The 25,531-nt window shown below is 45.3% G+C and carries 24 protein-coding genes; all 24 read left to right on the top strand.

Annotated elements, in window-relative coordinates:
• Nucleotides 1–25 precede the first annotated feature (25 nt).
• Nucleotides 26–412 (top strand): stage III sporulation AC/AD family protein, encoded by a 387-nt coding sequence (locus EUBC25_RS00240; protein ID WP_230106259.1) that lies wholly within the window; start codon nt 26–28, stop codon nt 410–412.
• Nucleotides 409–1,626 carry a stage III sporulation protein AE gene (locus tag EUBC25_RS00235; protein ID WP_230106258.1) on the top strand — a complete coding sequence of 406 codons (1,218 nt, stop codon included), beginning with the start codon at nt 409–411 and terminating at the stop codon, nt 1,624–1,626. Before EUBC25_RS00240 ends, EUBC25_RS00235 begins: the two co-directional genes overlap by 4 nt.
• 20 nt (nt 1,627–1,646) lie before the next feature.
• Nucleotides 1,647–1,991, top strand: a complete 345-nt coding sequence (locus EUBC25_RS00230; RefSeq protein WP_230106257.1) for a stage III sporulation protein AF — start codon at nt 1,647–1,649, stop codon at nt 1,989–1,991.
• Nucleotides 1,981–2,595 (top strand): stage III sporulation protein AG, encoded by a 615-nt coding sequence (locus EUBC25_RS00225; RefSeq protein WP_230106256.1) that lies wholly within the window; start codon nt 1,981–1,983, stop codon nt 2,593–2,595. Before EUBC25_RS00230 ends, EUBC25_RS00225 begins: the two co-directional genes overlap by 11 nt.
• Nucleotides 2,596–2,606: 11 nt before the next feature.
• The gene (locus EUBC25_RS00220) at nt 2,607–3,242 is read left to right on the top strand and encodes a SpoIIIAH-like family protein (protein ID WP_230106255.1); all 636 of its coding nucleotides are present in this window, start codon (nt 2,607–2,609) and stop codon (nt 3,240–3,242) included.
• A 78-nt stretch (nt 3,243–3,320) separates the two neighbouring features.
• Nucleotides 3,321–4,040 carry a lamin tail domain-containing protein gene (locus tag EUBC25_RS00215; protein WP_230106254.1) on the top strand — a complete coding sequence of 240 codons (720 nt, stop codon included), beginning with the start codon at nt 3,321–3,323 and terminating at the stop codon, nt 4,038–4,040.
• A 173-nt stretch (nt 4,041–4,213) separates the two neighbouring features.
• Nucleotides 4,214–5,398 carry a phosphopentomutase gene (locus EUBC25_RS00210; protein WP_230106253.1) on the top strand — a complete coding sequence of 395 codons (1,185 nt, stop codon included), beginning with the start codon at nt 4,214–4,216 and terminating at the stop codon, nt 5,396–5,398.
• A 4-nt stretch (nt 5,399–5,402) separates the two neighbouring features.
• Entirely contained in the window at nt 5,403–7,007 is a 1,605-nt protein-coding gene (locus EUBC25_RS00205; RefSeq protein WP_230106252.1) for a peptide chain release factor 3, read from the top strand.
• 108 nt (nt 7,008–7,115) lie between these two features.
• Complete coding sequence (locus EUBC25_RS00200) at nt 7,116–7,499, top strand: Asp23/Gls24 family envelope stress response protein (protein ID WP_230106251.1); 384 nt, start codon at nt 7,116–7,118, stop codon at nt 7,497–7,499.
• On the top strand, nt 7,500–7,898 hold the full coding sequence (nusB, locus tag EUBC25_RS00195; protein ID WP_230106250.1) for a transcription antitermination factor NusB: 399 nt from the start codon (nt 7,500–7,502) through the stop codon (nt 7,896–7,898).
• Nucleotides 7,899–7,916: 18 nt separating this feature from the next.
• Nucleotides 7,917–9,143 carry an exodeoxyribonuclease VII large subunit gene (xseA, locus tag EUBC25_RS00190; RefSeq protein WP_230106249.1) on the top strand — a complete coding sequence of 409 codons (1,227 nt, stop codon included), beginning with the start codon at nt 7,917–7,919 and terminating at the stop codon, nt 9,141–9,143.
• Nucleotides 9,130–9,363, top strand: coding sequence for an exodeoxyribonuclease VII small subunit (gene xseB / locus EUBC25_RS00185; RefSeq protein WP_230106248.1), 234 nt, complete (start codon nt 9,130–9,132; stop codon nt 9,361–9,363). Before xseA ends, xseB begins: the two co-directional genes overlap by 14 nt.
• Complete coding sequence (locus tag EUBC25_RS00180; protein WP_230106247.1) at nt 9,353–10,258, top strand: polyprenyl synthetase family protein; 906 nt, start codon at nt 9,353–9,355, stop codon at nt 10,256–10,258. Before xseB ends, EUBC25_RS00180 begins: the two co-directional genes overlap by 11 nt.
• A gap of 11 nt (nt 10,259–10,269) precedes the next feature.
• The gene (gene dxs, locus EUBC25_RS00175) at nt 10,270–12,156 is read left to right on the top strand and encodes a 1-deoxy-D-xylulose-5-phosphate synthase (protein WP_230106246.1); all 1,887 of its coding nucleotides are present in this window, start codon (nt 10,270–10,272) and stop codon (nt 12,154–12,156) included.
• Nucleotides 12,153–12,962 carry a TlyA family RNA methyltransferase gene (locus EUBC25_RS00170; protein WP_230106245.1) on the top strand — a complete coding sequence of 270 codons (810 nt, stop codon included), beginning with the start codon at nt 12,153–12,155 and terminating at the stop codon, nt 12,960–12,962. Before dxs ends, EUBC25_RS00170 begins: the two co-directional genes overlap by 4 nt.
• A gap of 38 nt (nt 12,963–13,000) precedes the next feature.
• Nucleotides 13,001–13,831 carry an NAD(+)/NADH kinase gene (locus tag EUBC25_RS00165; protein WP_230106244.1) on the top strand — a complete coding sequence of 277 codons (831 nt, stop codon included), beginning with the start codon at nt 13,001–13,003 and terminating at the stop codon, nt 13,829–13,831.
• A gap of 4 nt (nt 13,832–13,835) precedes the next feature.
• Nucleotides 13,836–14,285, top strand: coding sequence for an arginine repressor (gene argR / locus EUBC25_RS00160; protein ID WP_230106243.1), 450 nt, complete (start codon nt 13,836–13,838; stop codon nt 14,283–14,285).
• An 18-nt stretch (nt 14,286–14,303) separates the two neighbouring features.
• Nucleotides 14,304–15,977 carry a DNA repair protein RecN gene (recN, locus tag EUBC25_RS00155; RefSeq protein ID WP_230106242.1) on the top strand — a complete coding sequence of 558 codons (1,674 nt, stop codon included), beginning with the start codon at nt 14,304–14,306 and terminating at the stop codon, nt 15,975–15,977.
• A 22-nt stretch (nt 15,978–15,999) separates the two neighbouring features.
• A complete protein-coding gene (locus tag EUBC25_RS00150; RefSeq protein WP_230106241.1) occupies nt 16,000–18,522 on the top strand; it encodes an FtsK/SpoIIIE family DNA translocase in 2,523 nt (840 codons plus the stop codon).
• 27 nt (nt 18,523–18,549) lie between these two features.
• Nucleotides 18,550–20,220, top strand: coding sequence for a formate--tetrahydrofolate ligase (locus EUBC25_RS00145; protein WP_230106240.1), 1,671 nt, complete (start codon nt 18,550–18,552; stop codon nt 20,218–20,220).
• A gap of 155 nt (nt 20,221–20,375) precedes the next feature.
• Entirely contained in the window at nt 20,376–21,656 is a 1,281-nt protein-coding gene (locus EUBC25_RS00140; RefSeq protein ID WP_230106239.1) for a chitobiase/beta-hexosaminidase C-terminal domain-containing protein, read from the top strand.
• 116 nt (nt 21,657–21,772) lie between these two features.
• Nucleotides 21,773–22,954: an iron-containing alcohol dehydrogenase gene (locus tag EUBC25_RS00135; protein ID WP_230106238.1), complete on the top strand. Its 1,182-nt coding sequence runs from the start codon at nt 21,773–21,775 to the stop codon at nt 22,952–22,954.
• Between the two features lie 191 nt (nt 22,955–23,145).
• The gene (locus EUBC25_RS00130; protein ID WP_230106237.1) at nt 23,146–24,033 is read left to right on the top strand and encodes a sulfide/dihydroorotate dehydrogenase-like FAD/NAD-binding protein; all 888 of its coding nucleotides are present in this window, start codon (nt 23,146–23,148) and stop codon (nt 24,031–24,033) included.
• A complete protein-coding gene (gene gltA / locus EUBC25_RS00125) occupies nt 24,033–25,421 on the top strand; it encodes an NADPH-dependent glutamate synthase (RefSeq protein WP_230106236.1) in 1,389 nt (462 codons plus the stop codon). Before EUBC25_RS00130 ends, gltA begins: the two co-directional genes overlap by 1 nt.
• Nucleotides 25,422–25,531 lie beyond the last annotated feature (110 nt).

Raw genomic sequence — 25,531 nt, 5'->3', positions numbered from 1 at the left:
GAAACACAAGGAAAGAAGGGGAAAAATGAGTATGCTGCAGATTGGTCTCCTGGGCGTGGCGGGGGCATTACTTGCAATACAGTTCAAGGGAGGAAAAACAGAATACGGGATTTATATATGTGCGGGAATCAGCCTTATCATCTTTTTGGGCATTTTAAGCCGACTTACAGTGGTGCTTGATATTATGGAGGAAATTGCGGGATATATTGACCTTGCGCCTGCTTATACAGGAATGCTGATAAAAATGCTGGGCATTACATATGTGGCGGAATTTTCTTCTGCCATATGCCGGGATGCCGGATATCAGACGATCGCACAGCAGATTGAAATTTTCGGAAAGGCAGTGGTTCTGGTTCTGGGATTGCCGGTAATCCTGGCCCTTTTGGAAATGATAAGGGATTTTTTGGCATGAGACGAAAGATAGCAAGGGTATTCGGCGTAACTTTACTGCTTCTTTCCTTCTTTTTCCTGTGGGGGAGCAAAGAGATACCGGTTAAGGCGGCTGATATTGCGGAAAATGAAAAAGCGGAATATGAAGCGGAAACAGAATATGAGGAGACGGAAGCAGGAGACGTTCGGGCGTACATGGAGGAGAAACTGGAATTTGACGATATTAATCGGGAATTGGAGGGATTGTTTCCTGATGAAAAGCTGGATTTTGGAGAGACAGTGCTCCAGATCCTGTCAGGGGATCTCTCTGTTTCGGCGGACCTTTTAAAAAGACTGTGTGCAGATCAGCTCACTTATGCGTTTCAGGTAAATCGGGAAAGCTTAATACACATGCTTTTGATTGCTTTGATCGCAGCGATCTTTACAAAATTTGCAGATGTATTCGATTCCAGGCAGATTTCAGATATCAGTTTTTATATTTTGTACATGTTGATGATCGCTCTTTGTCTGAATGCATTTCAGAGTGCTGCAGAATGGACGGAAGATGGAATCCGGCTCCTCGCTGATTTCATGCAAGCATTGTGTCCGGTATATTTTCTGGCAGTTTCTCTGGCAAAGGGGAGCGTTACGGCAGCGGCTTTTTATAATCTTATTTTATTACTGATCTTCCTGATTGAACTTTTGATCATTGGTTTCCTTTTGCCGGTAATACACATTTATATGATGATGAAGGTGCTCAACTATCTTTCGGAAGAAGAATATCTGTCACGCTTTACAGAGCTGATAGAAACAGTGGTATCCTGGACACTGAAAACGATGCTTGCATGTGTGATCGGGCTGAATACCATACAGGGGCTGATCATGCCTGCTGTGGACAGTGTGAAAAGGAGCGCAGTGGCAAGAGGCGTGGAAGCGATCCCCGGTATCGGAGACGCTGTAAGCGGAACCGCGGAAGTGATTTTGGGAACGGCTGTTGTAGTGAAAAACGGAGTGGGAGCAGCCGGAGCGGTCATATGTTTTGCATTGTGCCTTGCACCCCTTATCCAGATTGGAGTAATGGTACTTTTCTATAAACTTGCGGCAGCTTTAGTGCAGCCGGTGGCAGATAAACGGCTTACCGGCTGTATTGGAGGAATGGCGGATGGCTGTCAGCTCCTGATGCGCATGATATTTACGGCAGGGATTCTTTTTTTGATAACCATTGCAATTGTTGCGGCAACGACAAGCAGCGTATAAAAGAAAGAGGGGGAAAATACATGTTCCAGTATCTTTATGATTGGATGCAAAGTATTGCCTATTTTATGATACTTATTACAATTCTGATGCATGTTATCCCAAATCAGGGATACCAGAAATACATTCGTTTTTTTACGGGAGCGCTTCTTGTCATCCTCCTTTTAACACCTGTCTGGAAGCTGACAGGAATGGGCGAGGACATACGGAAGATTTATGAGGGGAGTGATTATGAAGAAGCGGTAGAACGGATCGAAGAAGCAGGCGCCGATCCTGGAGATATGGGACAGCAAAGAACCGGAGAAGTCGGGAAAGCAGGAGAAGAGGAAACGGAGATTAAGGTGGAGGAGATTCAGATTGGAAGGTGAAAAAAGAGGAAAAATAGGGGAGCGCTTTTTGAAAATATTAGGACAGAGAAAATTTCCAAAAAAGGACAGTCTGGTGATCCTCCTTTTATGCGGGGTTCTCCTTTTGGTCATAGCCCTCCCTGTATCGAAAGGGGAGACGGATGAAGAGGGGATGGCAGAAGAAAGGAGGATTGCCGGAATGTCAGAAACGGATGGAGAAAGTTATGCTGATTATCTGGAAACACGGCTTGAAGACACCCTGTCACGGGTGTCGGGAGTTGGGAAGGTAAAAGTTATGGTGACTCTGGGATCCACAGCAGAAAAGGTCATTGAAAAGGACAGCCAGACAGAGAGTGAAAATGTAACGGAGGAAGACAGCCAGGGCGGAGTCCGCTCTACAGTAAGGAACTCCTCAGATGTAGTTACCGTATATGGAGAGGAGGAGCAGGGGGAAGGAGGGACGCCCTATGTGACAAAAGAGTTAAGTCCGAAAGTAGAGGGGGTTGTAGTGATCGCGGAAGGAGGGGATAAGGGAGTTGTGGTACAGAATATAACGGAAGCAGTCCAAGCATTATTTGGAGTAGACACGCATAAAATTAAGGTAATGAAGCTCAATGAAAAATAAGGAGGAGAAAAGTGAAAAAAATATTCAGAAAAAATCAGATTATTATTGCCGCACTTGCAGTTATGATCGCGGCCGCCGGATATCTTAATTATTCCGGGCGCCTTTTTGGCGAGAAAGATGATGCGGCGCAGACCAGCGGCGAACTGGCAAACCAGGAACTTCTGGATATTTCAGAAGAAGATGTGACAGCAAATACAGAAGATATTGAAAGTCAGGATGGGGAAGCGGCAGATGACGGGACGGTGGAGGGTACGCCGGGAGAAGCGGTCCTTACCAGTGGAGAGGCCAGCGCAGTCGTGGCGGAAGCTAAGGTCACAAGAGAACAGGTGAGGGCAAAGAATAAGGAAGATCTTCTGGCGATCATTGATAATCAAAGCTTAAGCGACGAACAAAAAACGGAAGCGGTAAATCAGATGGTTGAGATGACGGATCTGGCGGAAAAAGAAGCGGCGGCAGAGACATTGCTTGCATCCAAAGGGTTTTCAGAAGCTGTAGTAAGTCTGACTTCAGACAGCGCAGATGTTGTGGTGGATGCAGCGGAGCTTACTGACGCAAACCGGGCGCAGATCGAGGATATTATTACAAGAAAAACGGGAGTGGCCGCGCAGAATATTGTTATTACCCCGGTTCATGCTGAAGCGGAGTAAATTTTACAGAGATTTAACAGTGTGAACCCGGAGATTTCAAAAAGATAGTGTAAAATAGCAGCAAAGAAAAGGTTTCTAATGATGAATGAGAAGGGGATGAGCAAGATGACTTCAAAGGAAAATGCAGTTTTGAAAAAAGCAGCGTGGAAGCTTTTGTCAACAGCTGTTATTGCGCTAAGTCTGGCTGGAATGTACAGCCTTCAGTCAGATGGGGCAGAGAAGGAAAGTACGGTTGTCATTTCGAAATTTTACGGCGCTGGAGGTAAGGAAGGCGTATTTTCCAATGATTTTATAGAACTGTATAATCCGGGTACACAGGACATTTCTCTGGAAGGATACATATTGGGCTACAGTTCCGGAAGAATCGAAGGAATGGCGGGTTCAACCATAAGCAGCGACGGTATACGGGAAGAAAAATTTATTGATCTGGCAGGGACCATTCCGGCCGGAGGATATTATCTGATATGCGGAGAGGAAAACGCATGTCCAAATGAGGGATATCAGATTGAAAAATACAACCGCCAGTGGAAAGGGCTTATCATAGACAATCAGGCTACCGTAACAGTAAAGCTCTATAAAGGGAAAGAACCTGTAGATATGATTTCTACGGAAGGAAGCAGCTGCAAAGATATGATTTCCGAAAATACGATTGTAACAAGAAGCGGAAAACGAGGGACAGAAGATGCATACCTTGGAAAAATACGGACTTTTTACTGGAGCGATAAAGTGACAGGAGAGTACGAAAAGCAATATGAACCTTGTTGTTCTTATGGGGCGGCAGATGGTGAAGGAGTCTGAAGAACGCGAAAAAGCACCGGAGCATGGGATTTTGAAATGCCGGAAAGGCAGGGGCAGAATCCCATGCTCCGGTGCTTTTTTGCCTGTTTTCGGACGTTTATCTGCCGGAAATTCATTGAACCGGGCATATAAAAGGGGTATAATCAGAGCAGAAAATGCGGAGGAGCATAATTATGGGAAAAAGAGTATTTATTATTGTACTGGACAGTGTGGGAGCAGGGGAAGCGCCGGATGCAGCGGCATATGGAGATGAAGGCAGCAATACCCTTGGAACAGTGTCGAAACATCCGGCGTTTCATATGCCTTATGCAGAGGCGCTGGGACTGTCGTCTATCAGGGGGACAGGCATGAAGAAACGATCCGGGATCATTCCGGAAGGAGCATATGGGAAAATGCAGGAGGCGTCCTGCGGAAAAGATACTACAACAGGACATTGGGAGATCGCAGGGATTATTTCCACGCGTCCTCTGCCGGTGTATCCGGACGGATTTCCGGAAGATGTGATAAAGACTTTTGAGGAGAAGACCGGGCGGAAGGTGATCTGCAACCGTCCTTATTCCGGAACAGAGGTCATCAAAGATTACGGACGGGAGCATATGAAAAGCGGCGCTCTTATTGTCTATACATCAGCAGACAGTGTATTTCAGATTGCAGCTCATGAGGATATTGTTCCGACGGAAAAACTTTATGAATACTGCAGGATTGCAAGACAAATCTTAACTGGAGAGCATAATGTGGGACGGGTCATAGCAAGGCCTTTTACCGGAACCTGGCCTGATTTTGTCCGCACGGCCGGAAGACATGATTTTTCCGTACATCCTCCGAAAGATACAATGCTTACGTATATTCAGAAGGCGGGTATGGATGTGCTTTCCGTAGGAAAGATTATAGATATTTTTGCCGGAGAGGGGATTACAGAGGCACAGCGTACGGTCAGCAACCGGGACGGAATTGAAAAATTGCTTGCATATATGGAAAGAGATTTTACAGGACTTTGTTTTGTGAATCTTGTGGATTTTGATATGATATACGGACATCGAAATGATATAGAAGGATATGCAAAGGCTCTGTCGGAATTTGATACCTTTCTTCCGGAAATCCGAGGACGGATGAAAGCGGACGATCTTCTTATCATTACGGCTGACCACGGCTGTGATCCGGGAACGCCGTCCACGGATCATTCCAGAGAATACGTGCCTCTTTTGATAAGCGGGGAGCATGTCAGAAAAAATCATGATCTGGGAATCAGAAATACATTTGCAGATGTGGCTGCAACTGTGTTACACTATCTTGGTGTGCCGGGCAAGTTGGAAGGGACTTCCATGTGGCCGGAAATTGAGAAGAAAAACGGAGATTGAAACGATGTCAGAGTTAACAAAGGATATGAAAGAACAGATAAAGAGACGCCGGACGTTTGCCATTATCTCTCACCCGGATGCAGGTAAAACGACGTTGACGGAAAAATTCCTTCTATATGGAGGAGCCATCAATCAGGCAGGAAGTGTAAAAGGAAAGGCTACAGCAAAGCATGCGGTATCAGACTGGATGGAGATTGAAAAAGAGAGAGGAATCTCAGTTACTTCATCCGTTCTGCAGTTTGAGTACGACGGTTACTGTATCAATATTCTGGATACTCCGGGGCACCAGGATTTCTCGGAGGATACCTACCGTACATTGATGGCCGCTGATTCAGCGGTAATGGTGATTGATGCCTCCAAGGGCGTGGAGGCGCAGACAAGAAAGCTTTTTAAAGTATGTACCATGCGTCATATTCCTATTTTTACTTTCATTAATAAAATGGACCGAGAAGCGATGGACACTTTTGAGCTGCTGGACGATATTGAAAATGAGCTTGGTATTGCAACCTGCCCGGTAAACTGGCCTATTGGATCAGGAAAGAACTTTAAAGGAGTCTATGACCGCGAAAAAAGAGAAGTAGAGCTTTTTTCCGACACGAAAAAAGGAACTGCCCAGGGGGAAGTTAAAAAGGTAAAGATCGATGATCCCGAGATTACATGGCTGATCGATGATTCCCAGAGACTTCAGTTGGAAGAAGAAATAGAGCTTCAGGATGGAGCAGGAGCTGCCTTTGACCAGGAGCTTGTGAGTAGAGGGGAACTGTCACCGGTATTTTTCGGATCAGCGCTGACAAACTTCGGCGTAGAAACCTTTTTGCAGCATTTCCTGGCAATGACAAGTTCTCCGCTGCCCAGAATGTCAGATCAGGGAGAGATCGATCCTATGGAGGAAAAAGACTTTTCCGCATTTGTATTTAAAATCCAGGCGAATATGAATAAAGCTCACCGTGACCGTATTGCTTTCATGCGTATTTGTTCAGGAAAATTCGAAGCAGGCATGGAAGTGCAGCATATTCAGGGAGGCCGTAAGGTGCGCCTCTCCCAGCCGCAGCAGATGATGGCAAGCGAGAGAAAGATTATTGAAAATGCCTATGCAGGAGATATCATAGGAGTGTTCGATCCTGGAATCTTCTCCATTGGGGACACACTTACAGGATCCGATAAGAAAGCGGTCTATGAAGGAATCCCTACATTTGCGCCGGAACATTTCGCCAGAGTGCGTCAGGTGGATACTATGAAAAGAAAGCAGTTTATCAAAGGAATTTCCCAGATCGCACAGGAAGGAGCTATCCAGATTTTCCAGGAGTATAATACCGGAATGGAGGAAATCATTGTGGGCGTAGTAGGTGTCCTTCAGTTTGACGTTCTGAAATACCGGCTGGAGAATGAATACAAGGTGGAGATCCGGCTGGATCCCCTTCCATATGAGTATATCCGGTGGATCGAGAATGAAAATCTGGATCTGGACCGTCTGACGGGCACATCAGACATGAAGAAGATTAAAGACCTGAAGGATCGTCCTTTGCTCCTTTTTGTCAATGAGTGGAGTATCCGAATGACTCAGGACAGGAATGAAGGTCTGATCCTCTCCGAATTTGGCCGTTCCTGACAGGGACTTTGGAAAGAATATTGGCATTTGAATATAAATTTGTTATAATGTATATTACTAGTTGTAATGTGAGCCAAAAACAAAACGTGATAAATGGAGGGCAATAGAATGGGAAAAGAAGAAAGAAGTACCTATACAATAAAAGAGGATGAAAATCTCGGCGAAGTAAAGATTGCCGATGAAGTTGTTGCGATTATTGCAGGTCTTGCAGCCATGGAAGTAGAGGGAGTTGCTTCTATGTCCGGCAATGCAACAAAAGAGCTGATCAGCCGTCTTGGGATGAAATCCTTATCTAAAGGTGTGAAAGTAGATGTGCTGGAAGGAATTGTAACCGTATCACTGAAACTGAATCTTCAGTATGGTTACAATGTGCTGGAAGTTTCCGGCAAAGTGCAGGAGAAAGTAAAGACTGCAATTGAGAATATGACAGGTCTTACCGTGGCTGATGTCAATATTCGTGTTGCAGGAGTAGATATTCCGGAGGAAGTGTAAGTGAGAAGGTCAGAAGCAAGGGAACATATTTTCAAAATGGTGTTCGGACTGGAATTTAATGAAAAAGAAGAGATGCCGGAACAGGTAAGACTGTATTTTGAACAGCTTGAGCAGATGGAGGAGAAAGATAAAGAATACATTCAGAAGAAAGCGTGGGCTATAGCAGACCACAAGGATGAGATCGATACTCTGATCAATGAACATGCAAGCGGATGGAAGACAACACGAATGAACAAAGTGGATCTTACACTGCTTAGGCTGGCGGTCTATGAGATGAAATGGGATGATGATGTGCCCGTATCTGTTGCGATCAATGAGGCAGTGGAACTTGCAAAACGGTTTGGAGGAGAGGAAAGTCCCTCTTTTGTAAACGGTGTCCTTGCAAAGCTGGCGGTATAGCTGGAGGGTGTGTATATTATGGCGGGAAATGTGTACACAGTCGGACAGGTAAACGCATATATCCGTAATATGTTTACACAGGATTTTATGCTGAATCGGATCTACGTGAAAGGCGAGGTATCAAACTGTAAATATCATACGTCAGGCCATATATATTTTTCTCTGAAGGATGAGTCCGGAACGATTGCCTGTGTCATGTTCGCAGGGCAGCGGAGCGGGCTCTCTTTTCGTATGTCCGAAGGACAGCAGGTTATTGTGCTGGGGTCTGTCAGTGTTTATGAAAGAAACGGGACTTATCAGCTTTATGCCAAAGAAATCCGGCTGGACGGAGAGGGAGTCCTTTATGAAAGATTTCAGGCCTTGAAAAAGGAACTGGAAGAGATGGGAATGTTTGCAGAAGAATATAAAAAGCCGATACCGGCTTTTGCTATGCGGATCGGTGTAGTTACGGCTTCCACCGGAGCGGCCATCCGGGATATCATGAATATATCTGCAAGAAGGAATCCTTATGTGCAGCTTCTTCTTTATCCGGCCCAGGTACAGGGGGAAGGTGCGGCAGAAAGCATTGTAAAAGGGATTTCTGTTTTGGAAAAAGCCGGAGTGGACGTAATGATCGTTGGCAGAGGCGGAGGTTCTATCGAGGACTTGTGGGCTTTTAATGAGGAGAGCGTGGCGAGGGCGATTTTCCATTGCAGCGTTCCTGTGATCTCGGCTGTAGGACATGAAACAGATACCACGATTGCCGACTTTGTGGCGGATCTTCGTGCGCCCACTCCATCGGCAGCTGCAGAGCTGGCTGTGTGGGATTACAGATTGTTTGCCGGGCAGATAGATGAATATGGCAGAAAGCTTAGAAAAAATATGGGACGTCAGCTGGAACTGGCTCGTCTGAAAAAAGACCAGTATGCGTCCAGATTAAAATATCTGCATCCGGGAGTGGCGTTGATCCAGAAAAAGCAGAGACTTGCAGATGCAGAAGATACGCTTCGGCAGCTTATGGAAAAGCGTATGGAGGGGAACCGTCATCGTCTGGCACTCTGTGCGGAGCGGATCAGAGGCCTTTCTCCGGTTGAAAAATTGGGAAAAGGCTTTGCCTATGTGGAACAGACAGAAAATGGAAAAAAAGCAGCTGTGAAAAGTGTATCGCAGGTGCGTCCCGGTCAGGAACTGGATGTTTATGTGACTGACGGCCAGATACATGTAAGAGCAGAAAAGATAAGGGAGGCGTCTTATGGACGAGAGTAATAAACAGATACAGCAGCCGGAAGAAGAGCGTACTCTGGAAGAGGAATTTCAGGAGCTGGAGCAGGTGCTGGAGGCAATGGAGCAGGAAGTGACGCTGGAGGAATCGTTCCGTCTTTATCACAGAGGAATTGATCTTCTGAAAGCCTGCAGTGATAAGATTGACCGTGTAGAAAAACAAATTCAGATATTGGATGAAGAAGGAGAAAGCCATGGATTCTGAACAGATGAAGTTTGAAAAGGCAAGGGAAGCAAAAGTGAAAGAGATCGAGGAGATTTTGCAGGCCTATCTTCCGAAGAAGGAAGGTTTCCAGAAAATCATTATGGAGGCTATGGAATACAGTCTGATGGCTGGTGGAAAAAGGATACGGCCTATGCTGATGCAGGAAATGTATCATCTTTTCGGCGGAAAGGAAAAGCTGATATATCCCTTTATGGCCGCGATTGAGATGATCCATACGTATTCTCTTGTCCATGACGATTTGCCGGCCATAGACAATGATGACTATCGTAGAGGGAGAAAGACAACCCATGTAGTTTATGGAGAAGATATGGGAATCCTTGCGGGAGATGCTCTTTTGAATTATGCTTTTGAAACGGCGGCTACCGCTTTTGCAGATTTCCCGGAGGACAGTCTTCTGATTGGAAAAGCAATGGGGATTCTTGCAAAAAAGGCAGGGGTTTACGGGATGATCGGAGGTCAGGTGACGGATGTCAGGGAAACAGGCCATAAGCTGTCCAGGGAGAAGCTGGATTTCATTTATGCTCTGAAGACAGGGGCGCTGATCGAGTCATCCATGATGATTGGTGCTGTTCTTGCAGGCGCTTCGGAAGAAGAAATAAAGCAGGCGGAAAAAATAGCAGCAAAAACCGGTTTTGCTTTCCAGGTACAGGATGATATTTTGGATGTGACAAGTACCAGTGAGACTCTTGGCAAACCGGTGCATAGCGATGAAAAAAATGAAAAGACAACCTACGTAACATTGGTTGGAATAGAGGAAGCAAAAAAAATCGTAGAGAGGGAGTCTGAAGAAGCCATCAGGATACTTGAGACCCTTCCGGGGGAAAAAGGCTATCTTACCTGGCTTCTTGAGGAGCTTATCCATCGGGAAAAATAAGGAGCATTGCCATGCTGTTAGAGCGGATCGAAAAAGAAAATGATATTAAAGAATTAAATATGGAAGAGCTGGATCAGCTTGCCGGGGAAATCCGGGAATTTCTGATTCAGAAGATCAGTCTCACCGGGGGACATTTGGCTTCAAACTTAGGAGTTGTAGAGCTTACCATTGCCATGCACCGCGTTTTTACTTTGCCAAAAGACAAAATGATCTGGGATGTGGGGCATCAGTCTTACACCCATAAAATACTGACCGGGAGAAGAGCAGGATTTGACGCACTGCGAAAATACGGAGGGATGAGCGGATTCCCTAAAAGGAAAGAAAGTCCCTGTGATGCCTTTGATACCGGACACAGTTCTACATCCATATCGGCAGGTCTTGGCTATGTAGAGGCAAGAGATCTTAAGGGTGAAGACTACAGTGTGATTTCTGTGATTGGCGACGGAGCCATGACAGGCGGTATGGCTTACGAGGCGCTGAATAATGCGGCGCATCTTAAAACGAATTTTATTATTGTTCTCAATGATAACTACATGTCCATTTCAGAAAATGTGGGAGGCATGTCCAATTATCTTGCGCAGCTTCGGACAGCTGATTTCTATACGGGACTGAAAAAGGGAGTCACAAACGCTCTTCATAAAATTCCCACAGTGGGCGATCATATGATTGAGCAGATCAGGAGAACAAAGAGCAGCATCAAACAGCTTGTGGTTCCCGGGATGCTTTTTGAAGATATGGGAATTACTTATCTTGGACCGATCCCGGGGCATGATATCAGTATGCTCTGCCGGGCTTTCCGGGAAGCAAAGAAAGTAGAAGGGCCCGTCCTTCTCCATGTTCTGACTCAGAAAGGAAAAGGCTATGCGCCGGCAGAGAAGGATCCATCCCGGTTCCATGGAACAGGACCCTTTGACATCAGTACCGGAGAGCCGCTGCAGAAAGCATCCAAAGATACATATACCGATATTTTTTCTAAGGTAATCTGTGATATCGGGAAACATGATCCGAATGTGGCGGTCATTACGGCGGCTATGGCAGACGGCACAGGACTTTCGGCATTTGCCAGATATTTCCCGAAGCGGTTCTTTGATGTTGGTATCGCCGAGGGACATGGCGTTACATTTGCAGCCGGACTGGCAGCCGGAGGCATGCATCCGGTATTTGCAGTATATTCCTCCTTTCTGCAGAGGGGGTACGACCAGCTGATCCATGATGTAGGGCTTCAGAATCTTCCGGTAGTTTTGGCAGTAGACCGGGCAGGTCTGGTGGGAAGTGACGGTGAGACCCATCAGGGAATCTTTGATCTGTCTTATCTTGGAGGGATTCCTAATATGACGGTCATTTCCCCTAAAAATCGATGGGAGCTTGCCGATATGCTAAGGTTTGCTGTGCAATTTGACGGCCCTGTTGCAATACGCTATCCACGAGGCACAGCTTATGACGGCTATGAAAAATACCGCGCCCCAATCTGTTATGGGAAAAGCGAAGTGATCTATGAAGAAGAAGGCATTGCTTTGATCAGTGTGGGACATATGTTTGAGGAGGCTGAAAAAACCCGGAGAGCTATCAAAAAGATCGGCTATAACTGCAGCCTTATCAACGCAAGGTTTGTAAAGCCTCTTGACGGGGAAATGATCGATGAGCTCTCGAAGACTCATCGTTTGATCGTAACAATTGAAGAAAATATCCTGTGCGGCGGCTTTGGCGAGCGGGTATCGGATTATGTTCTGAAAAATCATATTCCGGTGCAGGTGCTTAGCCTGGCTTTGCCGGATGATTATATTGAACATGGAAGCGTGGATCTCCTTCGTCGGGAGGTGCTTCTGGATGCCGATTCTATGACAAAGAGGATCGTTACAGAATATGTTCAGCTTCAGCAGGAAGAGGAGAGAAAATGAAAGAACGCTTGGATGTTTTACTTGTAAAAAGAAATCTTGCCGAATCGAGGGAGAAGGCTAAGGCCGTTATTATGTCCGGAAATGTATTTGTAGACGGACAGAGGGAGGATAAGGCCGGTGCCTCCTTTTCCGAGGAAGTGCAGATTGAGGTAAAAGGAAATACGCTTCCCTATGTAAGCAGAGGGGGATTGAAGCTGGAAAAGGCTATGGCTAATTTTGATGTTTCTGTGGAAGGGAAAGTCTGTACAGATGTAGGCTCTTCTACAGGAGGATTTACGGACTGTATGCTGCAGAACGGAGCGAGAAAGGTGTATGCCATTGACGTGGGGAGAGGTCAGCTTGCCTGGAAGCTTCGGCAGGATGAGCGGGTTGTCTGCATGGAAAAAACAAATATCCGTTATGTGACGCCGGAAGATTTGGGAGAAAGAATAGACTTTTCGTCTATTGATGTATCTTTTATTTCCCTTACGAAAGTGCTTGAGCCGATCCGGAATTATCTTCAGGAAAACGGGCAGATTGTTGCTCTTATTAAGCCACAGTTTGAAGCCGGACGGGAGAAAGTCGGAAAGAAAGGCGTTGTCAGGGAAGCGTCTACTCATGAAGAAGTAATAGAAAAAGTGATCGATTATGCAAAGTCTATTGGATTTAACGTATTGAATCTGGAATTTTCTCCAATTAAAGGACCGGAAGGAAATATCGAATATCTGGTTCATCTGGAGAAATGTCCGGAGGGGGAAGGAAAAGTGGCAGAGGGAATTTCTATTGACCAGACAGTTTCAGAAGCCTTTCATCAGCTGGCAAAATAGGATACGGCAAATAGAAGGAAAAGATAGTGAGGTAAAAAATGGAACGGTTTTATATAGTCACCAATGACGGAAAAGACAAAGACAGGAAAATAACGAGACATATTTGTGATATACTGAAAAGGGCCGGAAAAACATGTCTTTTAGCACAGAAAGATGAAAAGAAAAATATCATACCGGACACAGTTCCCCGGGAGCTGGACTGCGCCATTGTTATCGGTGGGGATGGAAGCCTGATAGAAGTGGCAAGACTGGTAAAAAGCGAAATTCCTATACTTGGCATTAATATGGGCACTTTAGGCTATCTTACGGAAGTGGAGATTTCTGATCTGGACGAGGCTATTGGGAAAATCCTGGATGGAAATTACCAGATTGAAAGCCGGATGATGCTGGAGGGGAGTTTTGAAAAAGCAGACAGCGACATTGCCCTCAATGACATTGTAGTTTCCAGGAAAGGAGACCTTCGGGTTATCCATTTCAATATCTATGTGGATGGCGCTTTTTTAAATTCTTATGAGGCTGACGGTATGATCGTATCAACGCCCACAGGGTCTACGGCGTATAATCTGTCTGCAGGAGGTCCGATTGTAGAACCGACAGCATCCATGATCGTTCTGACCCCTATCTGTTCTCATGCTCTCAATACCAGCAGTATCGTTCTTCCGGCAGAAGATGAGATTGTTATTGAGATAGGAGAAGGACGAAACGGGAGAGAAGAAGAGGTTTTTGTTACCTTTGACGGAGCAGATGTGGTAGAATTGAGAACGGGAGATAAAGTGACTATTACAAAATCCCAACATGAGACAAAGCTCATGAAATTAAGCAAAGTCAGCTTTTTGGAAATATTACGCAGGAAAATGAAAGGAAACTAGCACAATGAAAATCAACCGACATGCGAAGATTGTGGAACTGATCAATAAACACCGCATTGAAACGCAGGAAGAACTGGCGGAATATCTGAATAAAGAGGGATTTAAAGTAACCCAGGCTACAGTTTCAAGGGATATTCGTGACCTGAAGCTTACAAAAGTACCTACTGACGATGGAAAGCAAAGATATGCTGTCCACCAGAAGGATGAATCAGAGATGAGTGAAAAATATATCCGTGTTCTGAAAGATGGTTTCGTTTCCATGGATATGGCACAGAATATTTTAGTGATCAAGACAGTCTCCGGTATGGCGAGTGCTGTGTGCGCCGCTCTGGATGCAATGAGATGGAATGAAATCGTAGGCAGTATTGCTGGAGATGACACGATCATGTGTGCCATCCGCAGTGTGGAAGATACTGTCAGCGTTATGGATAAAATCAGTAAGATTGTTTTATAAGGGCACTTAGGAGGACATATGTTACAGAATCTGCATGTGAAAAACCTGGCTCTGATCGATGAAATTGAAGTGGATTTCAAAGAAGGGCTGAACATACTGACAGGGGAGACCGGAGCGGGAAAATCTATTATTCTTGGTTCGGTCAGCCTTGCGCTTGGAGCCCGGTATTCGACAGATATTTTAAGAAAGGGTGCACAGTATGGTTTTGTGGAACTGACCTTTTCAATAGAAAATGAAAAACAGGAAAAGCAGCTGAACAAACTGGACATCTATCCGGAAGAGGGAGAAGTGGTGCTTAGCAGACGCTTAATGGAAGGCAGGAGTACCAGCAAGATCAATGGTGAGACAGTGCCGATCTCCCTTCTGAAAGAAGCGGCCGGCATTCTGATCGATATACACGGACAGCACGAGCATCAGTCTCTTCTCTACAAGAAAAAACAGCTGGAAATCCTGGACAATTTTGCAGCGGACAAGATTCAAAAGACAGCAGAGCAGGTAAAAGCTGCCTATGCGGAATACAAAAAATGGAAAAAAGAGCTTGAACAGGCGGACAAAGATGAAGCAGAGCGTGCAAAGGAACTCTCCTTTCTGGAATTTGAAATAAAAGAGATTACTGAGGCAGGGCTTAGAAAAGGTGAGGATGAGGAACTGGAGGAAGCCTACCGCCGCATGGTAAACAGCCGGAAAATCGTAGCGGGAGTAAACGAGGCTCACGGTCACACAAGTGAGAGCAGTGACAGTGCCAGCGAATCCATCAGCAGAGCGATCCGCTGCCTGGCTGATGCGGCAGGAATGGATGAACAGGCCGGCGGCCTGTACGAACAGCTGATAGAGATTGACAGTTTATTAAATGATTTTAACCGGGAACTTTCTGCCTACAGTAAGAGCCTGGATTTTTCAGAAGAAGAGTTTGCACAGACGGAAGAGAGGCTCAATGAAATTAACCGGCTGAAAATAAAATACGGAAACAGTATTGAAGAAATTCAGACCTACTGCAAAGAGAAGGAAGAACGGCTTAAAGTATTAAATGACTATGACTGTTATCTGGAACAGTTAAGGAGCAGCCTCCAAAAAGCGGAAGATGAATTGGATAGGCAGACAAAGAAGCTGACAGATTTGCGGCAAAAGGAAAGCGCCGTTTTTGCAAAAAAAATCCAGGGAGGACTTAAGGATCTTAATTTTGCAAATGTACAGTTTGAGATTGCTTTTGACCTTCTTCCGGAGTATACTTCATCCGGAAGAGATGATGTGGAATTTATGATATCCATGAATCCGGGAGAGCCGGTCAAACCGCTTTCGGAAGTGGCGTCAGGAGGAGAACTTTCCAGGATTATGCTGGCCATCAAGGCAGTTATGGCGGATAAAGATGAAATCCCCACATTGATTTTTGATGAAATTGATGTAGGGATCAGCGGACGCACGGCACAGAAAGTTTCGGAGAAAATGGCGGTAATAGGCAGAAGCCATCAGGTAATCTGCATTACCCATCTTGCACAGATCGCTGCCATGGCAGACGCTCATTATGTGATTGAAAAGACGGTGGAAAATGAAAGGACAAGGACAGGCATCCGTCTGCTAAGCAATGAGGAATCTGTGGATGAACTGGCAAGGATTCTCGGAGGTGCAAAGATTACCGAGGCTGTCCGTGAAAATGCAAGAGAAATGAAAGAACTCGCAAAAAGCTCACATTGATAAATTGATAAGGGGGAACATTATGGCTTCAAAGACGGGAAACAGGCGAAAGAAAAGCCCGACGAAAAAAAAGAAGAACGTACAGCAGAGCTTTGTGGCTGATGAAATTACCATATGGCTTACACTTGCAGTCAGTATTCTTCTGCTTTTAAGCAATTTTGGCCTGGGAGGATTTGCAGGGGAGGCAGTCTCTTCCTTTTTGTATGATCTGTTTGGTTACGGTGCTTATTTAATGCCCTTTCTTTTGTTTGGGGGCGTTGCTTTTACAGTTTCCAATAAAGGAAACAGGAGTGCTTATATAAAGACCGGGGCAGCAACTATGCTTTTTATCCTGATCTGCACCTTTCTGGAACTTCTGGTGTTGGAAGGCGGAATGCTCGGCAACTTTCTGGCGGGGATTCTCACTCCGGCCATCGGTACAGCAGGAACTTATGTTGTTGTAATCATTCTGATGATCATCTGTATGGTGATCATTACAGGAAAATCTGCTCTGAAAGGTGTAACGGAGCGGGGAGGACAGGCGTACGGCAGAGCGCGGGAGGATGCGGCGCGGCGCCGGGAACTTCACGAGACCCGTCGCCTTAATCGGATCAAGGAGGAAGAAAAGGAAATTGAAAAAGCCCGAAAAGCCGGACTTCTTGATGCAAAAGCAGAGAAGAAAAAAGAAGAGAAAAGTGAAGCAAAAAGAAAGGACAGACTGGTATCAGGGGTATCTTTCGATACAACATTAAAAGATGCCAAGAAGTCTCCTGATCTTAGAGAACTTACACCGGAGGAAGAACCGGCGCCGACAGAAAATATCCGGGAAGAAGAGCCGCAGTTTGTCATTAACCGCGCCACAGTTCCGGATATTCCCGATGAAGAATTACTGCCGGACAGTGAAGAAATCCCGGCACCGGAGACAGCAAAAGCGGAGCCATTGGAAGAGCAGATTTTGGTTCCGGCGCCGGCAGAGGAAAACAGAGGGAAGAAAACAAAAATGGGAGCAGCGGCTGTGGCGGATGAGGCGGCTATGGTGAGTCAGGCAGTCGAAGCGGCGGAGGCGAAGCCGAAAAAGGTCTACAAGATTCCGCCTCTTTCCCTTCTTACACGAGGGAAAAAAGGAGGGGGAGATTCCGATGCTCACCTTAGGGAGACAGCCCGTAAGCTTCAGGAGACGCTCCACAGCTTTGGAGTCAATGTAACCATTACCAATGTAAGCTGCGGACCTTCGGTAACCCGCTATGAAATGCAGCCGGAACAGGGGGTAAAAGTCAGCAAGATCGTAGGGCTCACTGATGATATCAAGCTCAATCTGGCAGCGGCGGATATACGGATCGAGGCGCCCATTCCAGGGAAAGCAGCTGTTGGGATCGAGGTGCCAAATAAAGAAAACGCAGTGGTAAATTTAAGGGATCTGCTGGAATCTGAAGAATTTAAGAACAGCAGTTCCAAACTGGCATTTGCGGCAGGAAGAGATATTGCGGGAAAAGCAGTGGTGACAGACATTGCAAAAATGCCTCACCTACTGGTGGCGGGAGCTACAGGATCAGGAAAATCTGTCTGCATTAATACGTTGATCATGAGTATTTTGTATAAGGCGACTCCGGATGAAGTAAAGCTGATCATGGTTGACCCGAAAGTGGTGGAGCTTAGCGTGTACAACGGCATTCCCCATCTGATGATCCCGGTTGTGACAGATCCCAAGAAGGCAGCCGGGGCACTCAACTGGGCAGTCGCGGAAATGACAAAGCGCTATCAGCTGTTTGCACAGTATAATGTCCGGGATCTGAAAGGATTTAATGAAAAGGCAGAGGCCGCAGAAAAGGCAAGACATTCGGAAGAAGAGGATATTCCAAAGAAAATGCCGCAGATTGTTATTATCGTGGATGAGCTTGCAGACCTTATGATGGTTGCACCGGGAGAAGTGGAGGAGGCAATCTGCCGTCTGGCACAGCTTGCAAGAGCGGCCGGCATTCACCTTGTCCTTGCAACGCAGAGACCTTCTGTCAACGTCATTACCGGTCTGATCAAGGCAAATATGCCGTCGCGGATTGCATTTTCTGTATCTTCAGGTGTGGATTCACGTACGATCATCGACATGAACGGAGCTGAGAAACTCCTTGGAAAAGGTGATATGCTGTTCTATCCATCCGGATATCAGAAGCCGGCCAGAGTGCAGGGGGCATTTGTATCTGACAAAGAAGTACAGAATGTGGTAGAATATCTGAAAAAGCAAAATGGGGAAGCCGCCTACAACGAAGAGGTCGTAACTCATGTAAATACCAGTGCGGCCGGAGTTTCATCCGGAGGAGGCATTGCCGGATCGTCAGAGGAAGAAGAAAGAGATGTTCATTTTGTAGAGGCGGGAAAACTGATCATTGAAAAAGAAAAAGCATCTATCGGTATGCTGCAGCGCGCTTTTAAAATAGGATTCAACCGGGCGGCCCGCATTATGGATCAGCTCTGCGAGGCAGGCGTAGTCGGTGCGGAAGAAGGTACAAAGCCAAGGAAGGTATTAATGTCAATGGAAGAATTTGAACAGTTCATTGATGAATACATATAAAGAACAAAGGAAAGGACGGGAAGGGAAATGAAAACAGATATTCAGATTGCGCAGGAAGCGCAGATGGCTCACATCAAAGAAGTAGCAGCATCCATAGGGATTCAGGAGGAAGATCTGGAGTTTTATGGCAAATATAAGGCAAAGCTTTCAGATGAACTGTGGGAAAAAATAAAGGATAAAAAAGACGGGAAGCTGGTTCTTGTTACAGCGATCAATCCCACTCCGGCAGGGGAAGGTAAGACAACCACTACAGTCGGACTTGGACAGGCAATGGCAAAGCTTGGGAAAAAAGCGCTGATTGCCCTTAGAGAACCATCTCTTGGACCGTGTTTTGGAATCAAGGGAGGCGCAGCAGGCGGAGGATATGCTCAGGTTGTGCCGATGGAAGATCTGAATCTGCATTTCACTGGAGATTTCCATGCGATCACATCCGCCAACAATCTTTTGGCGGCGCTTTTGGACAATCATATCCAGCAGGGAAATGAGCTTGGTATTGATCCGAGACAGGTTGTGTGGAAACGCTGTCTGGATATGAATGACAGATCTCTTAGAAATATAGTGGTAGGATTGGGGAAGAAGACAGATGGAATGGTAAGAGAGGATCATTTTGTCATCACTGTCGCTTCTGAAATTATGGCAATCCTTTGTCTTGCTGATGATATTTTTGATCTGAAAAAGAGACTTGGCAAAATCATTGTAGCCTACAACTTCAAAGGCGAACCTGTTACGGCAGATGACCTTCACGCCACAGGAGCCATGACCGCCCTTTTGAAAGATGCCATTAAACCCAATTTGATTCAGACGCTGGAACATACTCCGGCTTTGGTTCACGGAGGGCCTTTTGCCAATATTGCACATGGCTGCAACAGTGTACGTGCCACAAAAATGGCGCTGAAACTGAGTGATATCACGATCACAGAGGCAGGATTCGGAGCAGATCTGGGAGCTGAAAAATTCATGGATATTAAGTGCCGGAAAGCAGGACTTTCTCCGGATGCAGTAGTTTTAGTTGCAACTGTGCGTGCTTTGAAGTATAATGGAGGAGTTGCAAAGGATAAACTTTCAGAAGAAAATCTGGAAGCCCTTGCAAAAGGAATTGTAAATCTTGAAAAACATATTGAAAATATTCAGAAATACGATGTTCCTGTTATCGTAACACTCAATTCCTTTGTGACAGATACAGAGGCTGAAAACGAATTTATCCGTCATTTCTGCGAAGAGAGAGGATGTGAATTTGCTCTTTCTGAAGTATGGGAGAAAGGCGGAGATGGAGGTGTTCAGCTGGCAGAAAAAGTACTGGATACACTGGAGAAGAAAGAAAGTCATTTCCATCCATTATATAAAGACGAATTATCTTTGAAAGAAAAAATTGAGACAATCGCCAAAGAAATCTATGGAGCAAGAGGAGTTATTTACGAGCCGACGGCGGAAAAACAGCTTGCCAAAATTGAAAATATGGGCTTTGGCGAACTTCCGGTCTGTATGGCAAAGAATCAATATTCACTGTCAGACGATGCAACAAAACTCGGAAGGCCGACGGACTTTGATATACACATTCGCGAAGTATATGTGAGCGCCGGCGCCGGATTCGTTGTTGCTTTAACTGGCGCGATCATGACAATGCCGGGACTTCCAAAAGTACCTGCTGCAAATGGAATCGATGTATCAGATGAGGGGAATATCACAGGACTGTTCTAAGGAGAGAGGAATATGCCCCGAATGACAGGCAGAATAGGAAAAAAAATATCAGTAAACAGTAACCAGAAACAATATCATACACGACTTGGCAGGCAGGGGGAGAATGCCTGCCTTGTTGGCGTACTTCGGAATAAATTAACAGGGGGTATCGGACGATGAAATGCAGATACTGCGGATGCGAAATCCCATCTGGGGAGCTGTATTGCCCGGAGTGCGGAGAAGAAGTACAGATTGTGCCGGACTATAATCCGTTAGATGATGTGCTTGCCGCACAGGTGAAAGGGGCAATTGATGGCAGTGAACGTCCCTTGGACGACTATGATTATGAGGAATATCATACAGCCAGTATACAGGGAAGGCGGAAAAGTTCCGCGCAAAGAGAAAGAAATGGAGCAAGGGAGAGGAGAGACTCCAGAGAAAATACGTTGACGCGGAATACATCTTCCGGAAGAAGAACCGGAAGGACTTCCGTTGACCCGGCGTTGGAAAGGGAGAGAAGAAAACGTCAGGCAGAAAGGAAAAGAGCCAAGAAAAAAAAGCTTAGAAGAAAAATTATCATTTTGCTTATCCTGTTTTTGGTTGCAGTAGGAGCAGGTATCTTCTTTCTGTATCAAAATTCCTATGCAGGACAGGTGCGGAAAGGAGAAAAGGCAGCGTCAGAGAAAAATTATGACGAGGCGGAAAGATATTATAAGAACGCAATAGAAAAATCACCAGAAAGGGCGGAAGCATATACCGGTCTTGCGGATGTTTATATGGCGCAGGATGAACAGGAAACAGCAGAGGAAATGTTCCTTGATGCTATTGACAGTAATCCGTCAGAATCACAAATTTATGAAGCTGCCATTCAGTTTTATATTGATACCAAGCAGCCCCAGGAAGCTTCAGTGATTTTGGAGGACGCCGAAGACAGTGTGCGTGAGGATTTAAGTAAATATATTTCAGATGCGCCTTCCTTCAGCCTTGATGATTCAGAAGTATTTGAGGATGTGCAGCAGCTGACACTGGAATCCGATGGAGAAGCAATCTATTATACAACAGATGGAACAGAACCGACGACTTCCAGTACGAAATACAGTGAACCAATCCAGATTTCAGAAGGAACAACGACGATATCGGCAATTTCCGTGAACAAAGAAGGGATTCCAAGCCTTGCTGAAACAAAAGAATACACAGTTGAACTTCCTATTGAGGATGCCCCGGCAGTTTCGCCATCGACAGGACAGTATGACGAACCGACACAGATCGTGATCCAGGTTCCGGAAGGTTACACGGCATATTATACGACAGATAAAAGTAATCCAACAGAAAACTCAACGCAGTATACAGAACCTATCGACATGCCACAGGGAAGTACGATTTTCAAGGCAGTGCTCGTTAATGGAAAAGGCAGGCTTACAGCTGTTACTACAAGGAACTATGAACTGGTTTATTAAATTTATCTCCTTTTTTTAAAAATACTATTGCATGTCCATAAATAGAGAGTTATAATATTGATAAATAATTAACAGGAACAACAAATTTTTATCAATCTTAAAAGGAGATGCGAAACATGAGCAGATTTTGTTTACCAAGAGATATTTATCATGGAAAAGGCAGTCTGGAGGAATTGAAAAACCTGAAAGGGAAAAAAGCCATCCTTGTTGTAGGCGGCGGATCTATGAAACGCCAGGGTTTTCTTGATAAGGCGGTTGATTATCTGAAAGAAGCAGGAATGGAAGTAGAGGTTTTTGAAGGTGTTGAGCCGGATCCTTCTGTAGAGACAGTTATGAAAGGTGCAGAAGTCATGAGAAGCTTTCAGCCGGACTGGATCGTGGCTATGGGCGGAGGTTCTCCAATTGATGCAGCAAAGGCAATGTGGGCATTTTATGAATATCCGGATACATCCTTTGAAGACTTGTGTACACCGTTTAATTTCCCGGAACTTCGTCAAAAGGCAAAGTTTGCTGCAATTCCATCCACATCGGGAACAGCTACAGAAGTTACGGCTTTCTCTGTTATTACAAATTACCAGACAGGTGTAAAATATCCGCTTGCAGATTTTAACATTACACCGGATGTAGCTATCGTTGATCCTGATCTTGTAGCGGCACTTCCTGTAAAACAGGTGGCTTATACGGGTATGGACGCTTTGACACATGCAATTGAAGCGTATGTATCTACCCTGAACGGACCGTTCACAGATCCACTTGCTTTGCAGGCAATAGAGATGGTACTGGATTATCTGCCGGCATCCTATAACTGCAACATGGAGGCAAGAGAGCAGATGCATTATGCACAGTGTCTGGCTGGAATGGCGTTTTCCAATGCACTGCTTGGTATTGTTCATTCTATGGCCCATAAAACAGGTGCAGCATTTTCAACCGGACATATTCCACATGGATGTGCCAATGCCATCTACCTGCCATATGTCATTAAGTACAATGCAAAAGATCCGGTTGCTGCAAAACGTTACGCAGAGATCGCCCGCCGCATGGGACTGGATGGAACATCTGAAAAAGCACTTATTAACAGCCTCTGTGAAAAGATTGATGAATTTAATGTTAAATTGAATATTCCAAAGACATTGAAAGAATTTGGAATTGATGAAAATGAATTTAAAGAAAAGGTGGCCAAAATTGCGGAACTGGCAGTCGGTGATGCATGTACAGGCTCCAATCCACGTTCTATCGATCCGGCTACAATGGAAAAACTGCTCACATGTACATATTACGGTGTAGAAGTTGATTTCTAAAAGCCGATAAAACATGAGGCAGGCGCTTGAGAAGGCACCTGCCTCATGTTTTGCAGTACTGAAAAAGCAGATGGATATGTATGACTCTTCAATAGGTACTGATTATCTTTTTGTAAATTTAGGGAAAATATTGATATTTGTTCACAATTGCATTATTATAAAATAAGTATGAATATTTAGGAGGAAGCGAGATGTACAAGATAGTAAAGGCTGAAAAACTGGCTGACAAGATTTATCTTATGGACGTGGAAGCGCCTCGTGTTGCAAGACACTGTGAGCCGGGGCAGTTTGTAATTGTAAAAATAGATGAGAAAGGGGAAAGGATTCCTCTTACCATCTGCGATTATGACAGAGAAGCAGGCACGATCACAATTGTATTCCAGTCAGTAGGAGCTTCAACAGAAAAGATGACAAATCTGAAAGAAGGCGATGCATTCCGTGATTTTACCGGACCGCTTGGATGTCCTTCAGAGTTTGTCCACGAAGATCTGGATTCGCTGAAAAATAAAAAGATGCTGTTTGTTGCAGGCGGTGTCGGAGCAGCTCCGGTATATCCCCAGGTAAAATGGCTGAAAGAGCATGGAATAGATGCTGATGTTATTGTGGGAGCAAAGACAAAGGATATGTTGATCCTTGAAGAGGAGATGAAAGCAGTTTCCGGAAATTATTATCCCTGCACAGATGACGGTTCCTATGGACATTCTGGTATGGTGACAACCATGGTAGAAGAACTGGTAAATGAAGGAAAGAAATATGACGTCTGTGTAGCTATCGGGCCTATGATCATGATGAAATTTGTCTGTCTGCTGACAAAGAAACTGGAGATTCCAACAATCGTCAGCATGAACCCGATCATGGTAGACGGTACCGGAATGTGCGGAGCCTGCCGCCTTCATGTTGGAGATGAAATTAAATTTGCCTGTGTAGACGGACCGGAGTTTGACGGACATCTGGTAAACTTCGATGAAGCGATGAAGAGACAACAGATGTATAAGACACAGGAAGGAAGAGCATTACTTAAATTACAGGAAGGCGATACCCACCATGGTGGATGTGGCCACTGCGGAGGTGATAACTAATGGCTGATATGTTAAAAAGAGTTCCTGTCAGAGAACAGGACGCAAAAGTAAGAGCGACAAATTTTGAAGAAGTATGTTATGGCTATAATAAAGAGGAAGCTATGGAGGAAGCAGCACGCTGCCTGAACTGCAAGAATGCAAAATGTATCCAGGGATGTCCGGTTTCCATTAATATTCCGGGATTTATTTCAAAAGTAAAAGAAGGAGACATTGAAGGCGCGTATGAAGTGATCGGAGAGTCTTCTGCCCTCCCGGCTATCTGCGGTCGTGTATGTCCGCAGGAGTCACAGTGTGAGTGCAAATGTATTCGGGGAATTAAAGGGGAGCCGGTTTCTATCGGTAAACTGGAAAGATTTGTTGCAGATTATGCTCTGGAAAACGATATTAAACCGAAAAAGGCAGAAAAGCTGAACGGGCACAAGGTCGCAGTTATCGGTTCCGGCCCATCCGGACTTACCTGTGCAGGGGACCTGGCAAAGCTTGGCTACGATGTAACGGTATTTGAGGCTCTTCATGAGCTTGGCGGCGTTTTGGTATATGGTATTCCCGAATTTCGTCTTCCGAAGGAAAAAGTTGTAAAAAAGGAGATTGAAAAGGTAAAAGAGCTGGGTGTGAAATTTGAGACAAACGTTGTGATCGGAAAGTCAACAACGATCGACCAGCTGATGGAAGAAGAAAATTTCGAGGCTGTCTTTATCGGGTCAGGAGCAGGCCTTCCTATGTTTATGGGCATTCCGGGAGAAACAGCAAACGGCGTATTTTCAGCCAATGAATATCTGACAAGAAGCAACTTAATGAAGGCATTTGATGATTCTTACGATACACCGATCGCTGCAGGTAAGAAAGTAGCAGTCATCGGAGGCGGAAACGTTGCTATGGATGCTGCAAGAACAGCACTTCGTCTCGGCGCTGAAGTACATATCGTGTACCGCCGAAGCGAAGCAGAGCTTCCGGCTCGAGTGGAAGAAGTTCATCATGCAAAAGAAGAAGGAGTTATTTTTGATCTTCTGACAAATCCGAAGGAAATTCTTGTGGATGAAAACGGATGGGTAAAAGGCATGAAAGTGATCAAGATGGAACTGGGAGAGCCAGACGCATCCGGAAGACGCCGTCCGGTAGAAATTCCGGGATCAGAGTATGAGATTGAAGTAGATACAGTTATCATGTCACTGGGTACTTCGCCAAATCCGTTGATTGCTTCCACGACAAAAGGTCTGGAAACCAACAGAAGAAAATGTATCGTTGCAGAAGAAGAAAACGGACAGACTTCCAAGGCATGTGTATTTGCCGGAGGAGATGCCGTAACAGGAGCAGCGACTGTTATTCTTGCTATGGGAGCCGGAAAAGCAGGAGCAAAAGGAATCCATGAACTGCTGTCACAGAAATAGACAAGATAAACTATGCAGGAAGATCCATCAAAAGGTCTTCCTGTTTTTCTCTGTACGTAAGAGCTGTTCTTACATGCAGACATAATGAAAGTACGAGTATGAAAATGCCA

Source organism: Claveliimonas bilis, from assembly GCF_020892095.1.
In the GTDB taxonomy this organism is placed as follows: domain Bacteria; phylum Bacillota; class Clostridia; order Lachnospirales; family Lachnospiraceae; genus Claveliimonas; species Claveliimonas bilis.
The sequence above is the reverse complement of the archived record's forward strand: the minus strand, read 5'-3'. Positions and strand labels throughout refer to the sequence as shown.